The sequence below is a fragment of the Haloarcula sp. CBA1127 genome (assembly GCF_001485575.1).
In the GTDB taxonomy this organism is placed as follows: Archaea; Halobacteriota; Halobacteria; order Halobacteriales; family Haloarculaceae; genus Haloarcula.
Map to the genome: position 1 here is coordinate 2,047,911 of NZ_BCNB01000006.1, position 22,721 is coordinate 2,070,631.

General features: G+C 52.1%; 17 protein-coding genes. 7 read left to right on the forward strand and 10 right to left on the reverse strand.

Features of this window, described 5'->3' with window-relative positions; all coding sequences use genetic code 11:
• The first annotated feature begins 465 nt into the window (after window positions 1–465).
• A complete protein-coding gene (locus AV059_RS14915; RefSeq protein ID WP_058995646.1) occupies window positions 466–1,410 on the forward strand; it encodes a hypothetical protein in 945 nt (314 codons plus the stop codon).
• 93 nt (window positions 1,411–1,503) lie between these two features.
• Here the strand turns inward: AV059_RS14915 and AV059_RS14920 are convergent, their stop codons facing one another.
• The 4 genes from AV059_RS14920 to rfbD form a co-directional block, all read right to left on the reverse strand.
• Window positions 1,504–3,024: an oligosaccharide flippase family protein gene (locus AV059_RS14920; protein ID WP_058995648.1), complete on the reverse strand. Its 1,521-nt coding sequence runs from the start codon at window positions 3,022–3,024 to the stop codon at window positions 1,504–1,506.
• Between the two features lie 387 nt (window positions 3,025–3,411).
• On the reverse strand, window positions 3,412–5,562 hold the full coding sequence (locus AV059_RS14925; protein WP_058995650.1) for a hypothetical protein: 2,151 nt from the start codon (window positions 5,560–5,562) through the stop codon (window positions 3,412–3,414).
• A gap of 478 nt (window positions 5,563–6,040) precedes the next feature.
• The gene (locus tag AV059_RS14930; protein WP_058995652.1) at window positions 6,041–6,925 is read right to left on the reverse strand and encodes a glycosyltransferase family 2 protein; all 885 of its coding nucleotides are present in this window, start codon (window positions 6,923–6,925) and stop codon (window positions 6,041–6,043) included.
• A 187-nt stretch (window positions 6,926–7,112) separates the two neighbouring features.
• Window positions 7,113–7,982 carry a dTDP-4-dehydrorhamnose reductase gene (gene rfbD, locus AV059_RS14935; protein WP_079990784.1) on the reverse strand — a complete coding sequence of 290 codons (870 nt, stop codon included), beginning with the start codon at window positions 7,980–7,982 and terminating at the stop codon, window positions 7,113–7,115.
• Between the two features lie 480 nt (window positions 7,983–8,462).
• Here rfbD and AV059_RS14940 point away from each other — a divergent pair, with 480 nt between their 5' ends.
• Together AV059_RS14940 and AV059_RS14945 are read left to right on the forward strand one after the other, a co-directional pair.
• Complete coding sequence (locus tag AV059_RS14940; protein ID WP_058995655.1) at window positions 8,463–9,875, forward strand: sulfatase; 1,413 nt, start codon at window positions 8,463–8,465, stop codon at window positions 9,873–9,875.
• A 195-nt stretch (window positions 9,876–10,070) separates the two neighbouring features.
• The gene (locus AV059_RS14945; RefSeq protein WP_058995657.1) at window positions 10,071–11,231 is read left to right on the forward strand and encodes a glycosyltransferase family 4 protein; all 1,161 of its coding nucleotides are present in this window, start codon (window positions 10,071–10,073) and stop codon (window positions 11,229–11,231) included.
• Between the two features lie 78 nt (window positions 11,232–11,309).
• On the opposite strand, the gene AV059_RS14950 is transcribed toward AV059_RS14945, so the two are convergent.
• From AV059_RS14950 to AV059_RS14975, 6 genes are all read right to left on the reverse strand, one after another.
• Window positions 11,310–12,575, reverse strand: coding sequence for a glycosyltransferase family 4 protein (locus AV059_RS14950; RefSeq protein ID WP_058995660.1), 1,266 nt, complete (start codon window positions 12,573–12,575; stop codon window positions 11,310–11,312).
• Between the two features lie 434 nt (window positions 12,576–13,009).
• Window positions 13,010–14,725 (reverse strand): carbamoyltransferase C-terminal domain-containing protein, encoded by a 1,716-nt coding sequence (locus tag AV059_RS14955; protein WP_058995662.1) that lies wholly within the window; start codon window positions 14,723–14,725, stop codon window positions 13,010–13,012.
• Window positions 14,726–14,844: 119 nt separating this feature from the next.
• Entirely contained in the window at window positions 14,845–15,852 is a 1,008-nt protein-coding gene (locus AV059_RS14960; RefSeq protein WP_058997626.1) for an NAD-dependent epimerase/dehydratase family protein, read from the reverse strand.
• A 350-nt stretch (window positions 15,853–16,202) separates the two neighbouring features.
• Window positions 16,203–17,132 carry an NAD(P)-dependent oxidoreductase gene (locus AV059_RS14965; protein WP_058995664.1) on the reverse strand — a complete coding sequence of 310 codons (930 nt, stop codon included), beginning with the start codon at window positions 17,130–17,132 and terminating at the stop codon, window positions 16,203–16,205.
• 200 nt (window positions 17,133–17,332) lie between these two features.
• Window positions 17,333–18,403, reverse strand: coding sequence for a glucose-1-phosphate thymidylyltransferase (locus AV059_RS14970; protein ID WP_058995666.1), 1,071 nt, complete (start codon window positions 18,401–18,403; stop codon window positions 17,333–17,335).
• Window positions 18,404–18,405: 2 nt separating this feature from the next.
• Complete coding sequence (locus AV059_RS14975; RefSeq protein WP_058995668.1) at window positions 18,406–18,876, reverse strand: dTDP-4-dehydrorhamnose 3,5-epimerase family protein; 471 nt, start codon at window positions 18,874–18,876, stop codon at window positions 18,406–18,408.
• Window positions 18,877–19,208: 332 nt separating this feature from the next.
• Here AV059_RS14975 and AV059_RS22105 point away from each other — a divergent pair, with 332 nt between their 5' ends.
• The 4 genes from AV059_RS22105 (at window position 19,209) to AV059_RS14995 (ending at window position 22,719) form a co-directional block, all read left to right on the forward strand.
• Window positions 19,209–20,102: a hypothetical protein gene (locus AV059_RS22105; protein WP_154021037.1), complete on the forward strand. Its 894-nt coding sequence runs from the start codon at window positions 19,209–19,211 to the stop codon at window positions 20,100–20,102.
• 244 nt (window positions 20,103–20,346) lie between these two features.
• On the forward strand, window positions 20,347–20,622 hold the full coding sequence (locus AV059_RS14985; protein ID WP_058995671.1) for a hypothetical protein: 276 nt from the start codon (window positions 20,347–20,349) through the stop codon (window positions 20,620–20,622).
• Window positions 20,622–21,716 carry a DUF4350 domain-containing protein gene (locus AV059_RS14990; RefSeq protein ID WP_058995673.1) on the forward strand — a complete coding sequence of 365 codons (1,095 nt, stop codon included), beginning with the start codon at window positions 20,622–20,624 and terminating at the stop codon, window positions 21,714–21,716. The genes AV059_RS14985 and AV059_RS14990 overlap by 1 nt, the downstream gene beginning before the upstream one ends.
• Window positions 21,709–22,719, forward strand: coding sequence for a MoxR family ATPase (locus AV059_RS14995; protein ID WP_058995675.1), 1,011 nt, complete (start codon window positions 21,709–21,711; stop codon window positions 22,717–22,719). Before AV059_RS14990 ends, AV059_RS14995 begins: the two co-directional genes overlap by 8 nt.
• Window positions 22,720–22,721: the final 2 nt, after the last annotated feature.

Genomic DNA, 22,721 nt, shown 5'->3' on the forward strand with positions numbered 1-22,721 from the left:
AGCTCATACTTCAGCTGATAGTACTGTTATTCTTTGGTTGACCCAGCTGGTTTGTGCTATCTGGCTTCGGTATGTGGGTAGCAGTTGCCTTCCCGGTCGAGTATGTCGAACTCGGCACAAACAGCGTATCCCACGGCATGCGATTCTGTCTCCCGGAGCAACAAGAAAGTCGAGCCGTACTCGGCAGTGACCCATATTACCCCAAAGAACTGTTATTATATCGGCCAATATGAAAGACAAATGAAGCGTCGAACGTACTTAACTCTCACAGCAAGCGGAATCCCACTGATATCCGGTTGTTCCGGGTTACAGCAATCCAAGTCTAGCACCGCCACCGAGGCCACTCGAACTGCTTCAACCGCCACACCTGCTCGAAAAAACACCGCCGCGACGCCACCGGAGGAACCGCCTTCGAAAACCGACTCAGCGCCCACACCGACGCCTGTCCAGCGATTGCCATCACCGATGGCGGTGGACAACACCAATCCGTTCGTGTATCTGAACGATATCCCGACGGACAATTTTAACGGCGAACTCGCACTGGCAATGGCAAGTGATTCAAACGGAATACAGCTTGACGGATATCTTCATGAGTTCCCCAGTGTTCCCTGGTGGGATAGCAAACAAAAGCAAACGGAGGCGGAAAACCGCTACGCGAACCATCATAGGCTTATCCGCACGAAGGCAGTAGAAAGTGGCTTTACAGACCTCCCTCCCGCTGAAACAGGAGTGAACACCCGGCACACGAAACCGGAATCGGAGGCGATAGACGAAACGGACCCGATTGGTTCAGCTGCCACGGATAGAATAGTTGCCGCAGCTAACGCGGCATCCCGAGAGAACCCGCTCGTGATTGCGGCAGGTGGACCACTCTGTTCTATTGCTGACGCATATCTCACTGACCCCTCAATCGTCGAGAAGGTAGTCGTTTTCTGTCGGATCAGACCAGCTATCGATGGATGGAACGAGTTCCTCAGTGGCTGGAGTTTGACGATCGTAACCCGGAAGTTTCAGACCGTGTTCTGTCCCGCCTCTGGTGGACCGCTGATTGAAAGATCGCGGGTACAAGATTCCCTTCCCGAAAAACCACTCCGGAAGTATATGCTGAACAAAACGTACGATGGGTCCGGGGAAAACCCATTAGCTGATGGACAGAAATGGGAAGGAGATGCTGTCTCGATACTCTCTGGTGCCCATCCGTCGACACGGACTGAGGCTGTACGTCTCAAGTTTGCTGGGCTAAAGGAGCACTGGGCACTAGGTGAGGTATTGCCATCGTATACTGAAACCACCGAGGAGACTAACACTCACGTCATCCCCAAGCATCGCCATCAGCCAATGAATGCAGCGTGGTGGAGTCACATGACCGCGGCGTCAGCGTGGGGACGCGAGAGCGAAACAACCGAGTAACCACCGGGATATAACACTACAGTAGCTTGGGTTGAAACGGGACTCTCTCTGCGATTGCTTGCGGTTTGCTGCTTTGCAACATGAGGGGAAGGGTCAGCCAACGAATTCTCGGAAAATGTCTTTATCATCATCAACGACTGCAAACATCCAGATGGCCAGCACATAGACCACCGCAATTCCGAGTGCCATTCCGATCCGCGGGAGGAGGGAGAAAGAGCGAAGGCCTATCAGGTACGCGAGAAGCGCGAACACGCCCCCGATAACAAGCGTGATGATATACTGTCTCCCGATCGGTTGGATACCGACGTACTGCTTTGTCTGATAGAGCTCGGCCAGCTGGACTCCCGAAATGGAGATCGCAGTCGCCACCGCTGCCCCAACACCACCGTATTGCGGTATCAGGAACAGATTGAGGATGACATTAGCGACCAGCATGGTCACTGTATCGACCAGGACGATATCCTGAAACCCGGACATCTGCAAGAGCTCGCCGGCCGGTCCAACCGCGACTAGCAATAATTGTGCGGCAAACAAGATGATCAACACTGGAACGCCCTCAGTGAACTGTTCATTGAATAACTGCAGGAGTTCGGCTGCGAACAGTGACCCGATGACAACAACCGGAAACGTGAAAATCAGCACCCAGCGGGACACCGTCTGATACACGGTTTCAAGTCTGGTGATGTTGTTACCGCTATACAGATCCGAGGCGATTGGATTGAATATCGTAACCAGCGCCGAAAAGAAAATCACTCCCTGCTGTGAGAGTACCGAAGAGGCGTTGTATATCCCGACAGTTGCCGACGAGCGAAACGCACCGAGGAGCAATCGGTCCATTTGATTAAGTGCGAGATAGCTGAACCCCGAGAGGAACACCGGAAACGAGTATCTCAGCAATCCTTTAATATCGGCTTTAATCGGGCCGCGGAAGCCGATATCTTCGAATAAGCCCGGAATCAAACCGAGTCCGAGTAGCGCTGAAAGAACGACGGCCAGAGCAAACCCTGTCACCATCCCCTTGAGTTCATACCCCAGAAGAAGCGCACCGGCAACTAAGCCGAGTTTCAGAATCGGAAAGGCGACATTCAGGACTCCCTGCTGGACACTAATACGCTTGAATCCAACTGCGACAGACGTTGATGCAGTCAACAGTACACGGAACGGAAGAGCCACAGCCAAGACTGGCAGCAACGGAACCAACGCCGATTCCTCAAAGACTCGTACTGCCAGTGGGCCCGAAAAGAGAACCATGAGTATGCCAAAAAGAATTCCCAGTAGTCCAGTGATAGCTATTGAAGCGAAGACTGTCCCTCGCACCTGTGAATCGGCATCTTCCCTCCGGTATTTTGAGACGTAACGTACGACACCGTCAGGTAACCCCAGTAGTGAGATCGGCTGAGCGAACTGTACGACTGTCCACCCGAGAACGAACAATCCGTATCCGCTCGCCCCGAGAAACCGTGCGACGACAATGTTGAACAGGAACCCAAGAGCTTTATCGAACAGGCTTGCACCGAACGCAATACCGCCTCCTTTGATAATCTGTTCGTACAGTTTGTGTATCGATCCGTCCTCGTCGGTGCCAGTCATGGCTGAGTTCGTCTGATCGCTCATCGCTAGCAAGCGTCGCTTGTCATACCGTAATATTGCAGAAAGGGATGCGAGTAGACTGCTTGATATGGAACACAGAGGGGGTTGGGTCCTCGGTCCGGATCGGTGTCATAGGGGGGCCGCCCATTCTGACATCGGAGGAGATGTGTGAATGGATGTGGATTTGAGAACCACCGAAGGAGCTTGCATGGCACTGTAAAATGCTTTGTTTCACGTCTACATTGGGCAACCCATACCGAATAAATAGTTAGTCGCGGATTATGACGTGCCAATCCGCTTGCGATGTCACAATCAAGTTCAAGTATCTAATACGATTGACGGAGTGAGGGCGCCGACAGTGAAGACGTTTATATAGACCGTGTCGGTCCAGAGAGAAGATAGTCTCTCGATCTACGGAATGTGGGCCGTATCCACTCGGGTGTCGATCCCCGGGAAGAACTGTGGCTTTGTCCCTCGCCACAACTCAACCGGTTCCCCGTCTGCCCATGACCACGGCTCAACTGCGTCAGCAGGAGACGACGTGTTGCTGTTGTCGAATACAATGCTGTTGCTGTTACGTGGCGCTTCCCATTTCACGTTGAACCATGTTCCAGTCAGCGATGCGTTTGTCTCTGCGAATTTCGCCCCATCGTTCTCAGACCAGGGGTGTGCGGAAAGACGGACACCGTGGAAGTCGTCAACTGCGGCATTGAACCGGTAACACCGTTTCGTCTCAGAGGTTTCGATATGCGAGAGGAGTAGCTCTGCACATCCGGAGCCACCAATCTGGACACACGCATTACTCGCGAGGTCGACCTCGTTTGTTTCACAGATCTTGTGGAAGCGCGTATCGAAGATCCGGTAGCTCCCCTTGGAACGAGGTGTCGCGTTGATCCCGCTGCCACCGGGGAAGAACCATACAGCGTTGACAGCTACGTCGAGATTCGGGACATCAGTGGTCAACCATCCCGGCTTCGACCCGTCGTTTTGCCCATGCCAGAAGCCGCCGAAAATACCGAAGTAACCGTCACCAGTCACATCGAAGGTCCACCCGGAGGTCGTCACGTTGAATCGAACGTTCCATGCAGACACGACCGAGATATCACGGCCCCCAAGCGTCAGTGAGATCGTTCGTCCGATGTCATACGAATCCTGTCCAGAGATCAGAATCGTCCCTCCATCTGACAGATCGCCCGCAGCCGCTTCAATCTGATCTGCCAACGAGCCACTGTAGGAGTCTGTTCGAACGACTGGCGCTGTGATCTGCGGACCGCCATCCACTACGACCGGCGAGTCTTGACATTGCTGCCACGGCACGTCCGAAGAGGCGTCTGGTTCCAGCCCCTTCCAGAGTGAACCGCCGTCTGCAATATCGGCATCGACGACAGATGGGCGCGTGTAATTCCCGTCGTTCCAGAGCAACGCACCTGTAGACCCAGTCCACACTGCGCCATAAACTGTTCCCGTAGTGTACTTATTGAAGCGAAGCCCGACAGCGTCACTTCGGGGGCTTTCGAACACCAGGTTTGATGCAGTCAGGTTTTGACCAGACGCCTGATCGAGGAATACCCCGGTCTGGAAGTCTCTGAATGTTAGATTTGCGAGCAACTGCTGGTCGCCACTCTGGCAATTAAATCGGATTGGTTCTGAGACACCCTCGAACGTCACATCACGGACAGACCAGCCTTCACTGAAGTCCTGCCCATCCCGAACCAACAGGCCGTGCGTCCCACCTCTGATGACGACTGGTGCGATCAAACCCCGGTAGATATCGACTGCGGACATCCATCCGGTCCCCTGGAGTGTCCACTTCCCACCATATACCTGAACCTGATTTCGTGGGTCATTCGTCAGTCCGTAGTAGTTCGATCCGTCTCCCGATCGGCGGACGTTGAACGCCCAGTCAGCTGTTACGTCTATGGCTGCATCGTTCGCGAAGCAGAGCATCGGGCCTAGAACCGAGCCGGTATCGATTTCCACCGTCTTGTCCCAAGAATAGGTGCCAGCGGGGACCTCTAAGACGGCCCGCCCATCGATCTCTGACCCCATTGCTGACATTGCATTCTCGACCTGATGAGCAAGTGAGGAACCATCAAATGTAGTTGCGTCATACACTGCCTGCGAGCGGTCATCAAGATCGTTGACCAACGACAAATAAACGTCTGCCACAGAGAGTGTGCTCATCTTCGACAGCTGATCTCCACCGATATTATCGGAGACCGTGCTGAGGTCGTCCATTATCGACTCGAAGTTATTATTGAGTGGGACGTGCCAGTCGAGTGTTCCCTCTGCGGGAGTGTTATATCCGCCAACGCCAGAGATACCGAGTTCGTTAGCAAGTGTCTGAACGTCGCTTTCGATAGCACTGAAGTTCTCATTCAGTGGATTATCCCAGTCGAGTGACCCCTCCGCTGGAGTGTTGTATCCGCCCACTCCGGAGACACCGAGTTCGTTTGCGAGTTCTTGGACATCGCTTTCGATAGCACTGAAGTTCTCATTCAGTGGAATATGCCAGTCAAGAGTCCCTTCTGCAGGGGTGTTGTAGTTATATGAATTAGACATAATTACCGTATATCTGCTGTGAGCTGCGAGCGTGGGCTCCTGTCCCGCTACCGCTGTAATTGCGCTTTTCTTGTTGCTCGATGAGCGAAATCTGTCGATACCGACACTCGATGGTCTCTGTTTTCAAATTGGATTGGGGTGAATCTACTTTGAACATCTCGTGTGGGTGATTAGGGAGTCCCTGAAATACCGTTCCGACGAGTAAGATACAGTTACTATCGCTATTCAGCTAGCTAGGTTCACTTATTTGCGGGGAACTTACCAGATACTACGACAGAAATGAAGTACTGATAACAACACTGTAGAGGGTAATGAATACAGCGGTCAAAAAAGTAGGAAAGCCAAATATTAACCGTCTCATCCGGGTTCAATCGATCTTGGAGGTTGCATCGATTGCGTTGATATGGATTTCAATAATTATAACAGTATGATTTCGCATATAGATATCGCCCTTGCGTAGCGCATATACTGGTCTCAACTACCGCTCAAGGTTCTCAAACTGGCCTAACAACTTCCCACACTGGAACCCGAAAAAGTGTGTGAAGTCGTAAAGCACTGCGTAGGGCAGCCAGTGTATGTATCCATTCTTGACCAGATACTTCATTTCATTAATAACGTACTGCACCCCATTTGAGACGAAATTGTCCTCTCCATCTGCGGCGATGGTTGCGTACGCCCGCCCGTCCTCGAATCGCCGCTGCAGATTCTCTCTAAGATCATAATCATGTGAATGGTAGACCACAGCCTCAGGCTCATAGACGATATTCACGTCCCCATCGAGAACCCGGAGCGCGAAGTCTTTATCTTCGGACATATTGATGGCCTCCTGAAACCGATATTGCTCCCAAATATCTCTATCGATGGCCGCTGATACGTCCGAAACATACACATTGTCGAGGAAGAACTGCCGTGTGTCTGTCGTATCGTCTGCAGTCAGTGTGTTGCGTTGGTCCGGATAGAAGTGCGAGTAAAAGAATTCATTCATCGGCTTTGCGTCCGGGTACGCGACTTGCCGGCCGTACACAACCCCCGCCTGATCGGAGATAATTGGATTGACAAGGTTTTCTAGCCAATCTTCCGTTCTAGGCGTCGCATCATGGGTAAGATACACGAGTATGTCTCCGGAGGCGTTCTCTGCCCCGAAATTCCGGGTTTTACTGTGGTGGAAATCCTCTGGATTGATGGTATAAATAGTACAGCCATGGGCCTCCGCTCGTGAAAGTGTTCCATCCGTTGATCCGGAATCGACCACAACGGTTTCTACGGGTCCAGAATACGACTGTCTCTCAACTGCAGACAGTATCTCCTCAAACTGTTTCCCCGGATTCTTTGTTAATATTACGACACTAACACTCGGCTTCATGATGGTACAAGCCCGGTGTTCTTCCAACGGCAAAGCTGTCAATAGCCATTACTGTCAAAAATAGGACTTTCTGTCATATAGATAGATGGTGGCTACTGAACGGCGAAAATAGAACTTATTTGCATCAGTAGCGGTCGGCTACTCGATAGAGACTGTTCCAATGCAATAACACGTTTGCACTGAAGAATTATTGTGATATCTCTGCCAGCTTGTCGAAGACTGCCGAATGAGACCGAAATGATATATCTGCGTTATTTGAAATTCTCGACGAATCCAAACTGCTATCTGTCGGACGAGGTGCCTCCTGGCCGAACTCTTCGGTAGAGATCGGTGAAATCAGGTCTTGATTAAACCCGAATGATGCGGCCAGATCACGTGTAAATCGATATCGCGACATTCGCGTCGGTCCGGCTGCGTTGTACACGCCTGTGAGGTTCTGATCGGCAACCGCCAATGCAGCTTGCGCCAGATCGCGCGCGTACGTGGGGGTAGAAACCTGATCGTCAACGATCGATATCTCATTGCCTGCTCGTAGCTCGCTGATAGCCCACGTGACGAAGTTGCTGCTGGCGAGACCATAGATTACGCTTGGTCGTAGCACCGTCGTTTCCGTAGCGATTTTTGCTGCCTGTTCGCCAGCATACTTCGTCCGTGCGTAGTAATTAACTGGTGAGACGGAGTCTGTCTCACTGAACGGTGCATCGCTCGGTGCTCCAGAATATACGTAATCCGTCGAGAGATAAATTAGCTGTGCGCCGACAGCGTCTGCGGCGCTAGCCACGTGTTTCGTCCCCTGTGCGTTGACCGTCCACGCGCGCTCTTGCTCGGATTCACAGTCATCAACAGCGTGAAACGCGGCTGTATCTACGACTGCGTCCGGTTCAATCTCTTGGAGAAGTTCGCGCACTGATACAGGGTCTGTCTTATCTAGCTCTCTGTTAGTTCCTGTATCAGGTGCTGTTCTATACGTTCCGGTCGCTGAAATGCCACGCTCCTCACAGCTTCGCAAGATGTTTTGTCCAACGAGTCCGCTTCCGCCGATAACGACGATATTCATGACTCCAGTGCTACTGTAATTGAGCGCCAGCTGTTGCCTTGTCCCGGTTTGTTATCGTCAAAGTCATCTCCTCCAGCAAGGCTGTGACGAGCGGATTCCCTCTCCCGCTCGGTATCTGTGTCTTTTGGACTACCCGGCCAATCGGTACTATCTGTCTGCTGTAGCAACTGACTGTAGATCCTCCCGTTGGTCCCTCTCATTTTGCCGACATACCGCTACCTGGATATTAAATTCCCATGTCCGTTGGGGGAACAGCGCCTGAACTATCTACCCACCACCAGTAATTTCGCAATTCGTCTGTGGCTGAGCTTGCTGACGACCCGCCTCAGACGTCCAGCTAATCCAGTTCTAGAGCCACGACCGATCAGCCATAATTACAAATGTGAACTCGGACCGCGTCGTTGCGAAAATCGCACTGGGCAGGCGGTTATGGAAGGTACTTTACCAATAACGATGTATCCGTGCGTCCTGGGGTTGGCTATGGAAGCTGGTCATCACCCGAATATTGTCTGGATTGTCATCGATGCGCTTCGGGCAGACCACACCACAATGGATGGATACGAGAGAAACACAACACCGAACATCCAAGCGATTGCTAACGAGGCGCAGGGAACTGCCGTCTCAAACTGCTTTTCTCATGCCATCGCGACGAGACCCTCGGTCTCATCAATGCTGACAGGTGTCTATCCATCGGCTCACGGTGTGAATATGATCGAGAACGCGATTCCGTCCGAGTTACAAACGGTTCCTGAACTGCTGAGCGAGGCAGGGTACCAGTCTGTCGCAATCTCTCGAAACTCACATGTTAGCCGGGCAACAGGACTTCATCGTGGGTTTGATGAGTTCGATTGGTTCGGTAGCGTCAGTTCACTGCTGGAGACGGTCGATATCGACATCCTCCTCAAGTATCTGCTTGGAATTAGAAACCACTCTGTTGGCTTCTCAACGGACCTTGTCGACCACTCGATAGCATACATTGTTAATGAATTGGCCAAGCGAAATATTCGGCGGCTGAACCAAGACGCGAATCCGTATTTCATGTTCCTACATTATCTTGGCCCGCATGATCCGTATCTCCCTCCGATTCCGTATCAGGAACGCTACTTAGCCGACCTCGGGGTTGATAGAAAGACGGCAATTCAAGTCGTCAATCATGTCAAGGAACACAACTGGGAGTACAATACTGGGAAGCTGGAATTAACTGAAGAGGAATCGGAGATTCTGAGAGCGATGTACGACGCAGAGGTCGCCTATACAGACGCCTGTGTTGGCGAACTGTTCGATTTTATCACCGAACAGGATTCACCTAACGAAACGCTGTTTATTATTACAGCAGACCACGGAGAACTTCTCGGCGAACGTAACGTTATCGGCCACGAATTCCATCTCGACGATGCACTCCTCAATGTGCCGCTAGTCATCCACGGCCCTGGCTCGGAGCACGTTCAGTCGGACGCACTTGTTCAACACATTGACCTCATCAAGACGCTTGTCGAGGACATCTCTGGCGAGGTCGAACAATTACAGGGGGTAGATCTGACATCCGATGAGCGAGACTGGACCGTCTCGGAGCGGTGTCAACCGCTTGATTTTGATGATCTGACCGACATCAATCCGGATTTCGATCCGTCGAGCATACATGGGGACAGCATGCGGGCCCTTCGAACTCGCGAGTTCAAACTCATTCGCAGCGCCACGGAAACCGATCTATACAAACTGCCAGATGAAGATACAGATCTCTCAGAGGAGCGACCGGAGACCACTACTCAGCTGCGGGATGAACTAGAGCAGTGGCAAGAAACGTTTGGGCAACCGATCGGAACCGCACGCGAGGCCAATCTCAGTGCCGATATGAAACAGCAATTGACGGATCTGGGGTACCTGGTAGACTAATTGTACTTATTATGGCTGCTCGACACGAACCCAGTATGATGGCTCCCTCCAGCCTGCAGCCAAGTACGATTGCTATGAGTCTGTGTTCGATGCCCACCGCTACTGAACAGCACGTCGGAAGTGATCCAACGCCAAGCGATACGGGGACGATAGTGGCTCAGGAGACAAACCGACCGCTGCGGAGACGAGTATAGAATGCCAACAGACGTCGCTATTATCCGGGGTCCGTATTTCCGACCAAATAGCACGCTTCTCTGGGAGTACGTTCACAACGCGTACTCGGACATAGACATTACTGGCTTCGAGAGCGACCCACAATGGTTTGATACATCTGAGCTCAACCTGCCAATCGAATCACTGCACTGGTGGGACGGCAAAACCGATGCGTTCGGACAGGAGAATATCGTATACCACGCCTTGGAAAAGTACAAACTTCCCAGTATCGCATTGACGGGCTTACGACAGGTTGTAGATGAGCACGACGCAGTCCATGTCACAGAAAATTACCGGATCTATTCGTATTGCGTTGCACTGCTGTGTGCTCAAACGGATACAACCTTCTTCGTCGATGCTCACGAAAACATTCCACACAGGCCTGCAAACCCGCTAACGTGGGTTGTCAAAAAAACCGTGAACCGCCATGCTGACGGGTTCACATCTCCGACGCTGGCGTCTAAACGAGCATTGATACATGAAGGTGTTGACCCGGACTTGGTAGAGATTCTCCCGAACGTAGTCAATCTCGACCGATTTCAGCCGGGTCCCAGAGACGCGGATGCAGTATCACTCCCTGCTAAGATCGAATCGACGTTCAATATCTTGTTCGTCCATGGGCTAAACGAACGCAAGGGCATTCCGTTCCTGTTAGATGCGTTTGAGACAATGCAAGAGGATTGTGATGACATCTCGCTACTTCTTCTTGGAGAGAACTCCTTTGACAGATCATATTATAACGAACATGTCCGCGATAATCCGGCGGTTTATCACTTCGAATATCTCGAAGATATCCAAGCTGCGTACAATTTGAGCGATGTGTTGGTTCTCCCGAGCGTTGCGGCAGAGCGGTGGACCGAGCAGTTTGGTCGGGTCCTCGTTGAAGCGATGGCGTGTGGCCTCCCGACGGTCGTCACAGATGTCGGCGGCCCCCCGTTCGTCGTCGAGGACGAAGAGACCGGTCTCGTTGTCGAGCCACGGTCCTCACAGTCCCTTGCCAGTGCCCTCACTCGCCTGTATCGGGACGAGCAGCTACTGCAGGAACTGGGAAGCACTGCATACGATCATGTCCGTGATAATTACTCCCCAGAGACGGTCGGGGATGACCTATATGAGTTTTATCGGTCACATTGTGACGGATAACAACTGATGGTCGCGCTGTGACAATATTCTCATAACTCGGTCCCAGAAGCTCACACCCAGATAGGCAGATATCCAGAGCTATAGTTGCACATTGAACCGGTTTGTAAGGATGCTACACGCCCTCTCCATTTCCTGTTCCCAGTTATACCGGCTTTCTATGGCCAATCGACCGTTTTCTGCCCAGGTTGAATATCCATCGGACTGCTGCATTTCTCTCATAACTGTTCCAGCTACACTCCCTGTAGCATGGTAGGGAAGGACTTTTCCACAATTCACGTCGTTTACAATTCGGGCTGTCGGACGAGTCGGCGTTGTCAAAACTGGGAGCTGCACACTCATGTAATCGAACAGTTTGTTCGGAATCGTTTGATTCGTGTACGAGCTAACCTCGTGAGGGATAACACCGACATCCCCTGACCGGAGAAACGAGGTAACCGTATCCGGCGGAATCCATCCCAAAAAGTCCACATGTTCGGTAATTCCCAGCGTTTCGGCACGTCGTTCGAGTCGTTCTTTATCTGGTCCATCCCCGGCAATCGCCAGATGAATCGGCTGATGGTCCGAAGTCCTGTTCGCATGCCAGATTCCGTCGATGAGCAAGTCCAGACCGCGAAACCTGTTAATCGAACCCACGTAAACGAATGTGAATCCAGGCCAGTCCGCGTTGTCGTACTCGCCGCTTTTGTCAGTAAATGACGATATCTCTCGCACAAGCGGGACGTTCCCGACAACGTGGACCGCTGATTCGGCTTTTCCGGCAGCGACTAGGTTTTCCTTCCGTTCTTCTGCAACGACCCAAACTAGGTCAGCCAACTGCACGGTAAGGCGTTCGACAGTCCCAACCAGTGTGGTGTTGAGTACGACGTGATCCAGAACGTGTTCGACTGGTTTCTCGCGGGCTAGTTCCGCAAAATTCTCTCGGAGATCTAACACCGTTGGGATTCCACAGAGTCTTGCAGCGACGATTGCGGGGAGGCCCGCACGGATATCACACGGAATCACGATTTCTGGTTCCATAGCTCGGAACTGAACCACCAGCCAGAGGATCCAGAATGGGTTCACTGGTACCTTTGCGGTAATAAGCCTGAAAAGCGGTGTCGAAAGCAGCCATGAGAAGCGCCTGACGTGGGCGTAGTCGATATCCTCCTCACGGGGTGGGTGCGAACTTTTGACCTGCCCAAGGTCCGGATCTTCCAGTGAATTCCGACCCAGTATGACGACGTTCGACCCGGACTCGTCCAGTGATTTCGCCATCTTCCGCGTGCGAACGTCTCTGTCAAGCGGGTAATTCCCCTGAACAACGATAGCAACGTCGGTGGAGGTCCTATTGTCGGGACTCCTCATCGTCACCACTGTAGTCCACTGTATTTGTCAGTACTGTCACTAGAGAGACACTCGAACAGACATACTATAAAATTCACTGATAGGACTGCCGTAGCTGCTACGTACAGTATTCTCGCTACTGATCTTTTCGTACCTCTGTTAAGCCGACCCCAACTACAGACAGCTTTTAGACAACACTAACCACCTGTCTGCTGCACCGATACCGAAAGATGGCCCCACTATTCCTGATAGCAGTATCTCGCTGGCCGGGGATCTCGCCCATTAGATCATCTAGTGGGGACGCGGAGTTCAGAATAAAAAAGAAGACAACGTTCAAGCAAGCATAGTTCCAATTCGCCAATAGCTAACGTTTCGCTGCCCAATCGGGAAAGGTGACAGCCGTGATTATTCTCGGAAACATACGTAAGCAAGTCCTCTCTCGGTTTACAGCTATACTAGGTTTTTTCGATCAGTATGTCTTCTAAGACAATGATATCTAACCCCATCCCGTAGAAGTCTTTAATCGCCTCAACAGGCTGATTTACGATCGGTTCTCCGTTATCATTGAACGATGTATTGAGAACCACTGGAACGCCGGTAATCTCTTCAAATGCACTAATCAAACCGTAGTAACGGGGGTTTTGATCCTCGCGAACTGTCTGTGGTCGTGTGGTATCGTCAGCTGGATGGAGGACCGCAGGGATCTCTGCCTTCTTTTCTTCCACAACATCGAACGTCTTGATCATGAATGGCGCTTCTTCAAAATTAACCAGATACTGGTCACCGGCTTCTTTAAGCAGTGACGGGGCAAACGGCCGCCATCCTTCACGATGCTTCACGAATTCGTTTACGCGGTCGAGTGAGGCTTCCGATCGTGGATCAGCCAGTATACTGCGATTGCCAAGTGCTCGAGGACCCATTTCGAGTTGGCCCTGGAACCATCCGACGAGCTTGCCATCAGCGATATGCTCTGCAACTGTTCGACACAGGTCGTCTGGTTTAGCATAGCTGAGTTTGTTCGTTTGTAGCACCGACTCAATTGATTCTGTGGTGTATTCCGGGCCCCAATACACGGTAGAAATATCTTCGGTGGCAGTGATGCCCGCATCCAACAACCCGGCTCCGACCGCAGCACCAGCATCGTTTGAGACAGGCTGGACGAATGTACTCTCGACGCAGGGGAGTTCCATAACTTCTTTATTCACTTTGCAATTGAGTGCGACACCGCCTGCTAACCCTACTTTATCCACATCCAGACGCTCACTGTAGTGGGTAACTATCTCGGTGACTGTTTCCTCCACCAGTTTTTGCGTGACATGTGCAAGATCTCGCTCCCACTGCGAAAACTCATCAGTGGTCTGCTTTCTGGGGCGATCAAAGATTTCCTCTAACTTCCTCGTCGCGTATTCGAAATTGCCCTTCGAAAGCGTACTGACATCATACTCTAACCCGGTGTTGATCTCCTCTCTGAGGATCTGTTCGATCTCATCGTTTCGATCCCCATACGGGGCAAGTCCCATTATTTTGCCTTCGCCGTTGTTTGGGTAGTAACCCAGAAACTTTGTCACCGCTCCGAAAAAGAATCCAAGGCTATTGGGATACTCATACGTTCGCAACCGTTCGAGTCCCTCGGAATTTCCCTTCCAGACGACGGTACAGTCGTACTCGCCTCGCCCATCCATAGTGACGATTAGTGCCTCGTTGAAGCCGGATGGGTGAAATGCACTCGCTGCGTGGCACCGGTGATGTTCTATGGTTTCGATAGGGGGAGTGTACTCACCGAACTCAGAGAGGGTGTTCCGAACAGCCCACTTAGAGTATACCGTTGGGCCAACATCGCGTTTTACTGTACCTTCAAGCTGTGTAATCGCCTCAGCAACGCCCTCTGTTTCTGTGACAACTGTGCTGATATCGTGGCTGAACATTCTGTAAAAAAGGCGAGGTTTCCACGGAATCAGTACTTTCTTCACGTTCGACAAACTGATATCTGCGTATTCGAGGCACGCCTCGATAGCATTCATTGGAAACGTGTTTTCGGCGTGTTTCTCTCTGGTAAGCCGCTCTTCTTCAACGCCGAACGCCAGTTGTCCGTTCTTGAAGAGTACCGCACTTGGGTCGTGAGATCCGAGATTCCCGACGCAAGGATTTATCGAAAGGACGTATTCGCTCATACGAGAGGGCCTGTTTGTCCAGTGTAATAATAAGATTTAGAGTACTATCAAGTAAGTGTGGTATAATACGGAACCCTGTGGCGGAGCGCAACCACGGCTTCAGTCTCTCTTTCGCCACGTCAGATTAGCTCGTCAGTCCATGTGTCCGGCGTCTGGTCGTTCACTATCTCAACGTCAATGTGGTACGAGAAATCTCTGGGGCCCTCGTCTTTGATCCATTCAACCATCTCCTGCAAACCATCACGGAGAGTGTATCGTGCCTCGTAGTCTAGAAGCTCTCTGGCCTTGTCTGCCGAACAGTTGGCAAGCTTGACTTCCTGTGGGCGATCAGGTTTGTATATCGGATCCAGTTCGAAGCCGATAATCTCTGCAATGGTCTCTGCGAGTGTATTGATAGTCACGAACTCATCGTCCGGGCCGATGTTAATCACTTCACCAGTGACATTATGGTTTGTAGCCACCTTTCGCAACGGGCGAATATCGTCTTGAATAAACGTGAAGCACCGTTTCTGTTCCCCGTCGCCGTAAATAATCGGTTGTTTCCCCTGCAGCATACGATTGATAAATATCGCTGCGACGTTGCGGAAGGGGTCGTCAAACTTCTGTCGCGGACCAATGATATTGTGAGGGACAGCTATGACGTACTCGAAATCATGGATATCTGCCATGAGTTCAACCATGTCCTCGGCTGCGACCTTACTGATAGCATATGGATCCTGTGGGCGGGGTTCCATATCCTCTGTGAATGGCGTTTCGTTTTCGCCGTACCGAGACATACTAGAACAATACACAAATCTGTCGACGCCGACATCAGCCGCTGCCGACAACGTTGCAGAAGTTGCTTGGTAGATGCTCTTGTTGACCCGAGCAGGCGAAAAGACGCTCAACCCCTCATACGCTAGAGCAGCAGTGTGATAGACGATGTCGGCATCGGCCATGGCAGCCTTCATTTCTGAGACATCATTACAATCGATTTCATAAAACTCGGCTTCGCGAGGAACGTTGTTTTGATATCCGCCAACGAAATTATCGTTCCCTACAACCTCATACCCCTCTTGAATGAACTCGTCAGCCAGATGACTTCCAAGGAAGCCGGCGATTCCAGTTATGAATACTGTCTCCGTCATCAGTACTGTCATGTAGCATTAGTAACTGATTAAGTATACACCGGTTTCTGAGATATCGGATCAATTTGAAACGAATTATTGCAAATAAGGGAATCTTAAGCAACTCAGTATTTGATGAACTGGTATCTCTCTGATGGGATCCGATTGCCTCTTTTATTTTCCAAGATTTCTACTCTGGTCTTGATGAATTCGCACTAGCTATCAGGTACTGACTCCACGCAACTACTGAGTCGGATGATGTCTATAACTGCGAGCGGAAGGCTGGAAACCGCCCAGATTCCATTGCCATACCTTCACTCACGTGTACTCAGTGGGGTCCATACACACCAGTAGTTACTGGAACGACCTCTTTAGAGAAACGCACGGAACTTATCGGCGAGTTCTTCCACCCCTTGATCCAACGTATGACCCGTTTCGAATCCGCGTGACCGGATTTTCTCATCGCTTACGATGTAGGACAGTTGGTTCAGTTGCTCAGCCTCGGTGTAGCCGATCTCGACATCTGGGAAGTGCTTCGTAATCGCATCAACTACGTCTTGCAGACGGCCGTTTTCTCCAACGACGTTGTATGCCTCTCCGTCACCGAGTTCATCCGCAGCGAACAGCATCGATCGGACGGAATCTTGGACGTGTAAATACGGTCGTTTTTGATCTTCAGCCCCCTCATATACCGTCAGGGGTTGATCGGTAGCAGCGAGGAACGCAAACTTGTCAACGACAGTATCGAACCGCATTCCGGGACTCCACCCATAAACAGTACCCAGTCGGAGTCCTGTAAGGTCCATCTCGCCGTCATACTCCGCAAACATGTCTGATTCTGCCTGGAGTTTTGCCTCTGCGTACGGTGACTCAGGATTGCATTCGGAGTGTTCGGTGATCTTTTGCTCAGTACGTCCGTACACTGAACAGGTAACAGCGTTCACGAACTCGTCAACTCCTGATTTCTGGGCGTCACGAAACAGGTTTACAGCGGCTTCGTGATTGACTTCCCACGTTTTTTCGGGAATATCGAAGGTCTCAGGAGCATTGGTGATCGCCGCGAGGTGGAACACGGTATCGACATCCTCAAGCGCTGCTTCCCTCACTGATGAGTCTCTGATATCACCTTCGACGAAATCGTAGTCAGCGTACGCCGGGAGATCCCATAGCGAGTGGAATCTCGGCTGTCGAAAGTTGTCCAGAATCCGAATCGTCGAACCGGAGAATTTTGGGTGGGTTGGGAGTTTACGTATAAGACTCGAGCCCAGATATCCCAGGCCACCAGTGACTAGCACTGTCATTGTTACTGGCTCACACTACTCCGTGGAATACATGTCTCGGTTATTAAGAATATACGCCCTATCGTCGCCCGAAAGGTCGGAATACTTGAGAATATTGTCACAGTTCAGACCGGGACACTTCATCTCCCGACGCTGTTCCAGCACGTTGCCTGCTGTGATAGTCCCACATTCAGGACACGTATGTGTGATAATGTGCATGGTTACAGTTCCAATGTCGAGTTCCTGCCGACAGTTATCCGCTCGCCCTCGGGTTTACTGTCACTCGATTTTACGCAGGCTTCCCGGCCGACAAGCGAATCGACGATTTTAGAATCGGTCTTGATTTCGTTGTGTCCCATCGTTACGCTGGCCTCTATGTGGACGTTATCGACGATCGATTGCTCTCCGATACTCGTATATGGTCCAATGTAGCTGTCAGAACAGACACACGTTCCTTCCCCGATCGAGACTGGACCACGGACGACAGCACCGCCCTCGATAACTGCGTTCTTCTGGAGTTCGACCCGCCCACTGACAGATGCTCCATCCTGGATATCGCCTTCGATTTGTCCATCCATATTGTCGAGAACGAGTCGATTCGCCTGTAGCACGTCTTCAGGCTTCCCGGTGTCTTTCCACCACCCATGCACGAGGTGTGACTGAACGCGACTTCCGGTTTCCAGTAACCCCTGAATAGCATCTGTGATTTCAAGTTCACCCCGCCACGAAGGCGTCAGTGTCTCGATCTGTTCGAAAATCGCTGGCGTAAATACATAGATACCGATCAAGGCGAGATTGCTCGGGGGATTATCCGGCTTCTCGACCAGCGAAACGATATCACCGCTGTCGTTCACCTCAACAATCCCGTATCTGGATGGCTCATCCACCTCCTGTAAACCGATACCGGCGCTGTACTCTGATGAATCGAAGTTGGCAACCATATCCGTGATCCCGTCGCGCATGAGATCATCACCGAGGTACACGACGAACGAGTCATCACCGACGAAATCTCGGGCACAGCCGACTGCATGTGCAAGTCCCAGTGGATCCCCCTGGACGATATACGTGATTTCAACGTCGTATGCGGACCCATCTCCCAAGTGCTCTTGAATTGCGTCCCGGCCCTTGTTACCCAGAACTACGCCGATTTCGGTAATGCCGGCCTCTCGCAGGTCCGCTATCGCATAGTCGAGAACAGGCTTATTCGCGATTGGCACCAGCTGCTTTGGCCCGGTGTAGGTGATTGGATAGAGACGCGACCCCGTACCGCCTGCGAGAAGTACTCCCTTCATGATTACTCGTGGGGGGGTTCCTCCCAGTTGAGTGGGATTCTGTCCGTGTCGTAGGGTATCCGCTCCTCGTCAGGGTCGTCGTAGTCATACAGGTTCGTTGGGAAGTTTACCAGAAGGACTCGCTCGTCACCGATTGCTTTGAATCCGTGCCAGCAATCTCCCGGAACCCGAATCGCGTTCATGTTACCTTCCCCAATAATATACGTGTCTAACTCCCCGTTTGTCGGTGACCCTTCCCGTTCGTCGTATATTCCCACCTTTGCCTTCCCCCGAAGAACGACGAAATGATCTACTTGCCCTCGATTATGGCGATGCCAAGCGCGTACAATACCGGGATAGGTCTCAGAAAAATAGGACATCTGAGGTTCGTCATCTCCCTGAAAAAAATCCCAGTCAGACCGCCAGATCTCTGTTAGATGGCCTCGCTCATCCACATTCATCTGAAGCTGTTCTATTTCAACATCGTGTATCATATTAATACAATCAAAATATAATGTCTACTCTATTTACATTTTTTGACCGTTCAGTTACCGCCTGGGATGCACCCTCCTCTAATCGATCACTGAATCAGGCGTCGAAGACCTTTGGCGGTATAACCCAGCTCTACTAGAATGCGTGCGACCGGGTAATCCTCTGGGGTACCGTCGGGGCCCCATTCCATTCAACGCTGTCGCGCCATGTTCTGATCTCGGCTGAAAATGAGAGTGCTTTGATTAGTAAGGTTTCATCTACTTTACGCGGTAAGATGAGAGTATTAACAAAACCCAGTGTTAACTAAAATGGCATTAGTCGTAAGGACTGTTGTATGTCAGATGAAAACCAAGACAGTCGATTTTCAAGGCGCTCTGTAATTCGCACTGTAAGCGGTATCGCAGTGACCAGCTCGATATCTGGAGTTGTCTCAGGGAGAGCGAATAAGAACGGACGAGGCAATGGAAACGGACGAAAGGGCAAACAAGGCGATAACAACGGTGGAGGACCCCCAACTGGTGGTAAAAATACCTGTCCTAAGGGGACTGCTTTACTCGCCAAATACGAGGTAGAGGGTGGAGAATTCAGGTTCGAAGAGGGCAGCGATTTTCTGGAGGCTGGTGACTCCTTTGACTTTACCGTCACTGAAACGAAGGAGGAAAAAGAGGTGCTCGCGTTTGATTTCACCTCCATTGACGATGTCTATGACGTGCATACAATATCGGTCAAAACCGGAGCTGGTGTCTTCAGGAAGTCAATCGATGACTACGAGGGATCGTTTGATGCTCAGGAACATGACGGCGAGGGCCCTGTTCAGGCAGTCAGCAACGTACTTCTCTGTTCAAAAGTGTTCTGGCAGGCTGATCTCGGAATCGGAGACGTGCCTGAGCCACCGAATTACAGCGCAGCAGATGCAAAGCTGGTCCGCGCTGCGTTAGGCAATTCAACCTCTCCGACGAAAGCAGAGAACCCTACTGGTGACGGGGGTGGGTATCCAGATATTGGTGCCGATGAAGAATTCGATATTGACTTTGATGCGGGCACAATCGAGATCGGATTTACTGGAAATACAGATTCTCAGAATATACACCTTGCCAGTTTTGAGCGGCCCGGGCCATTCAAGGGTGAGAGAGAGTTCCAGTATCAGGACCTGTTTGACACTGCGGTTTCTACCTCAACTGAAGATACACTCAGCGTCGATATTCCAACACCTGAAGACTATGAATAGTAACCTATCAGCTGTCTCTCTCAAAAAGTAAACCAAATTCAAATACACCACTATAACGATCAACAAGTATAATATTCGTAAAACTAGCGCTAGGAGAACGGTTAATCGCTCAGATACTACAGGGCGGATTTCGCCCTTCGCGCTGGGGCGTATGATTCCGACACAAACCATAAGGTGGTTAACTATTTGATTAGCCCACGTCTATTCCGGAAGTTTAACTGGCAGTACAAGTGACAAAGCTACCATGGCGACACAACAGCGCCAGCAGTTCATCTACGGGCATCTCACGTGGGTACTTGGTACCATCCTCGTGTTGACCCTCCTGGATGCGCTAACGCTGGAGCTGTTTTTCGTTGTCTCGCTGATCGGATTTCTCGTTACTGTCGAACTGGTTGCACCGCAGGCCGTGTCGCCGCGCTGGCGACGGCGGCTCTGGTGGCTCATCGCACTTGGTCTGGTGGGCTTTGCCTACGTGGTCATCAAACGGATCCTTGCGATTCTACCGCCGGGGCTGATCTGATGGCATCGACACCGTCTCCTGACGATTCCTGGCTGCCATCGCTCACTCTCCCACAGCTACTACTTGCCACCTACACCGCTCTCACGATTATCGCGCTCGTCTACGCCGCAAGCACGTCCTCAGCAGCGTTCGGTGCGTATAATTCCAAGTGGGACGGGGCGGGCGAACTCCGAACTGTCGCAGCTGACGCCGGTGCAAACGCGACCGTCGGAACGAACGTCAGTCAGTATCCGACAAGTGACGCGGACGGCACCGTTGCGGTCGTTCTCTCGCCGGCCGAGCCGTACTCGTCAAGTGAGCGGACACGAATCGCTGAGTTCGTTCGAAGCGGTGGGACACTCGTCGTCGCTGAGGATTACCGCCCACACGGAAATGAGCTACTCGCTGCTATCGGTGCAGATGCACGCTTCGACGGCCGCCCGGTGTACGACAACAGAAATTATTACCGGAACTCCTCGCTCCCGGAAGCGACGCCTGCCGGCGACTATCCAGAGACTACAGGCGTCGATACTGTCGTCCTCAACTACGGGACGACTGTCAGAGCCGGCAACGCGACGACACTCGTCAACACTTCCGAGTACGCCTATCTCGACAGTAACGGGAACGCCAACCTTGACGGCGAGGAGCAGTTAGCGTCCCGACCCGTCGTCACGAGCGAACCGGTCGGCGACGGTCGAGTTATCGCCGTCAGTGATCCGAGTATCTTCGTGAACGCGATGCTCGAACGTGGTGACAACCGACGGTTCGTCCAGAACATCGTCGCTAATCACGACACGGCCCTACTGGATTATTCACGCGCCAGCAGTGTTCCGCCAGTGGCCGCTGCCGTCCTCGCCGTGCAGCGGTCGGACGTGCTGTTGCTGTTCTGTGGCGTCGTGCTGGTCGGGACGCTGCTCGCGTACGACCGCCGTCTCGACGATCGACTCCGAGACCGACTCCGGGAACATAGAGGCCGCAAGCCGGACCCGCATCTTTCCCGGGATGGCGTTGAGAAGTATCTCAGAGTCCGTCATCCAGACTGGGGAACCGCACAGGTAGAGCGAGTAACGGAAGCCATTATTAAACAGCGGTCCGAACGTCAGCGTAATGACTGATCCGTCGGTACTGTACGACCGTCTCAGAGAGGAGACGGAAACAGTTCTTATCGGGAACGAGCAGGTTCTTCGGCACATTACTGTTGCCATGCTTACACGCGGCCACGTGCTTCTTGAGGGGGTTCCCGGTGTCGCGAAAACGACGATTGCCACGCTCGTCGCCAACGCGACGGATCTCCAGCACTCTCGGGTACAGATGACGCCTGATCTGCTCCCCGCGGACATCACCGGAACGACAGTGTATCACCAGCGAAACGGCGAGTTCGAACTGCAGAAAGGCCCGGTGTTTACCAATCTGGCCATCGCTGACGAGATCAACCGCGCCCCGCCGAAAACACAGAGCGCGCTGCTCGAAGCGATGCAGGAGGGGCAGGTGTCTATCGAAGGGTCGACACTCGAACTCCCGACGCCGTTTACCGTCGTTGCGACGATGAACCCACTTGAGATGGAAGGGACGTTCAAACTCCCGGAGGCCCAGCGCGACCGGTTCCAGATGAAACTCGTCACTGAGATTCCCAACTCCGAGGAGGAGCGTGCCATCCTCGACCGGTTCGACGCGAACCCGACGCTTGATGCGGACTCTATCTCGCAGGTTATCTCCCGGGCCGAACTTCTGGACGCCCGGTCAGTAGTCCCCGAGACACACATCGAAGACAGCATCAAAGAGTACATTCTCGACATCGTTGGCGCGACACGGGACCATCGAAACGTCGTTCACGGGGCTTCACCGCGGGCGACAATCGCCATGCAGGATACGGCCAAAGCAGCCGCCCGTCTGAACGGCCGGGAGTACGTCATTCCCGACGACGTCAAAGAGATGGCGCTTCCGGTGTTGCGGCATCGTCTCATTATGAACAGCGACGCCGAACTAAGCCAGATCAGCGCCGAAACGGTTATCGAAGAAATCCTTCAGTCGATTACGCCGCCGGGGTCCGACACCGACCACAGTACGGGTATCGAGACAGCGGTCGGCGACGGCGGGACGAAACGAGAGTCCGAGTAGCG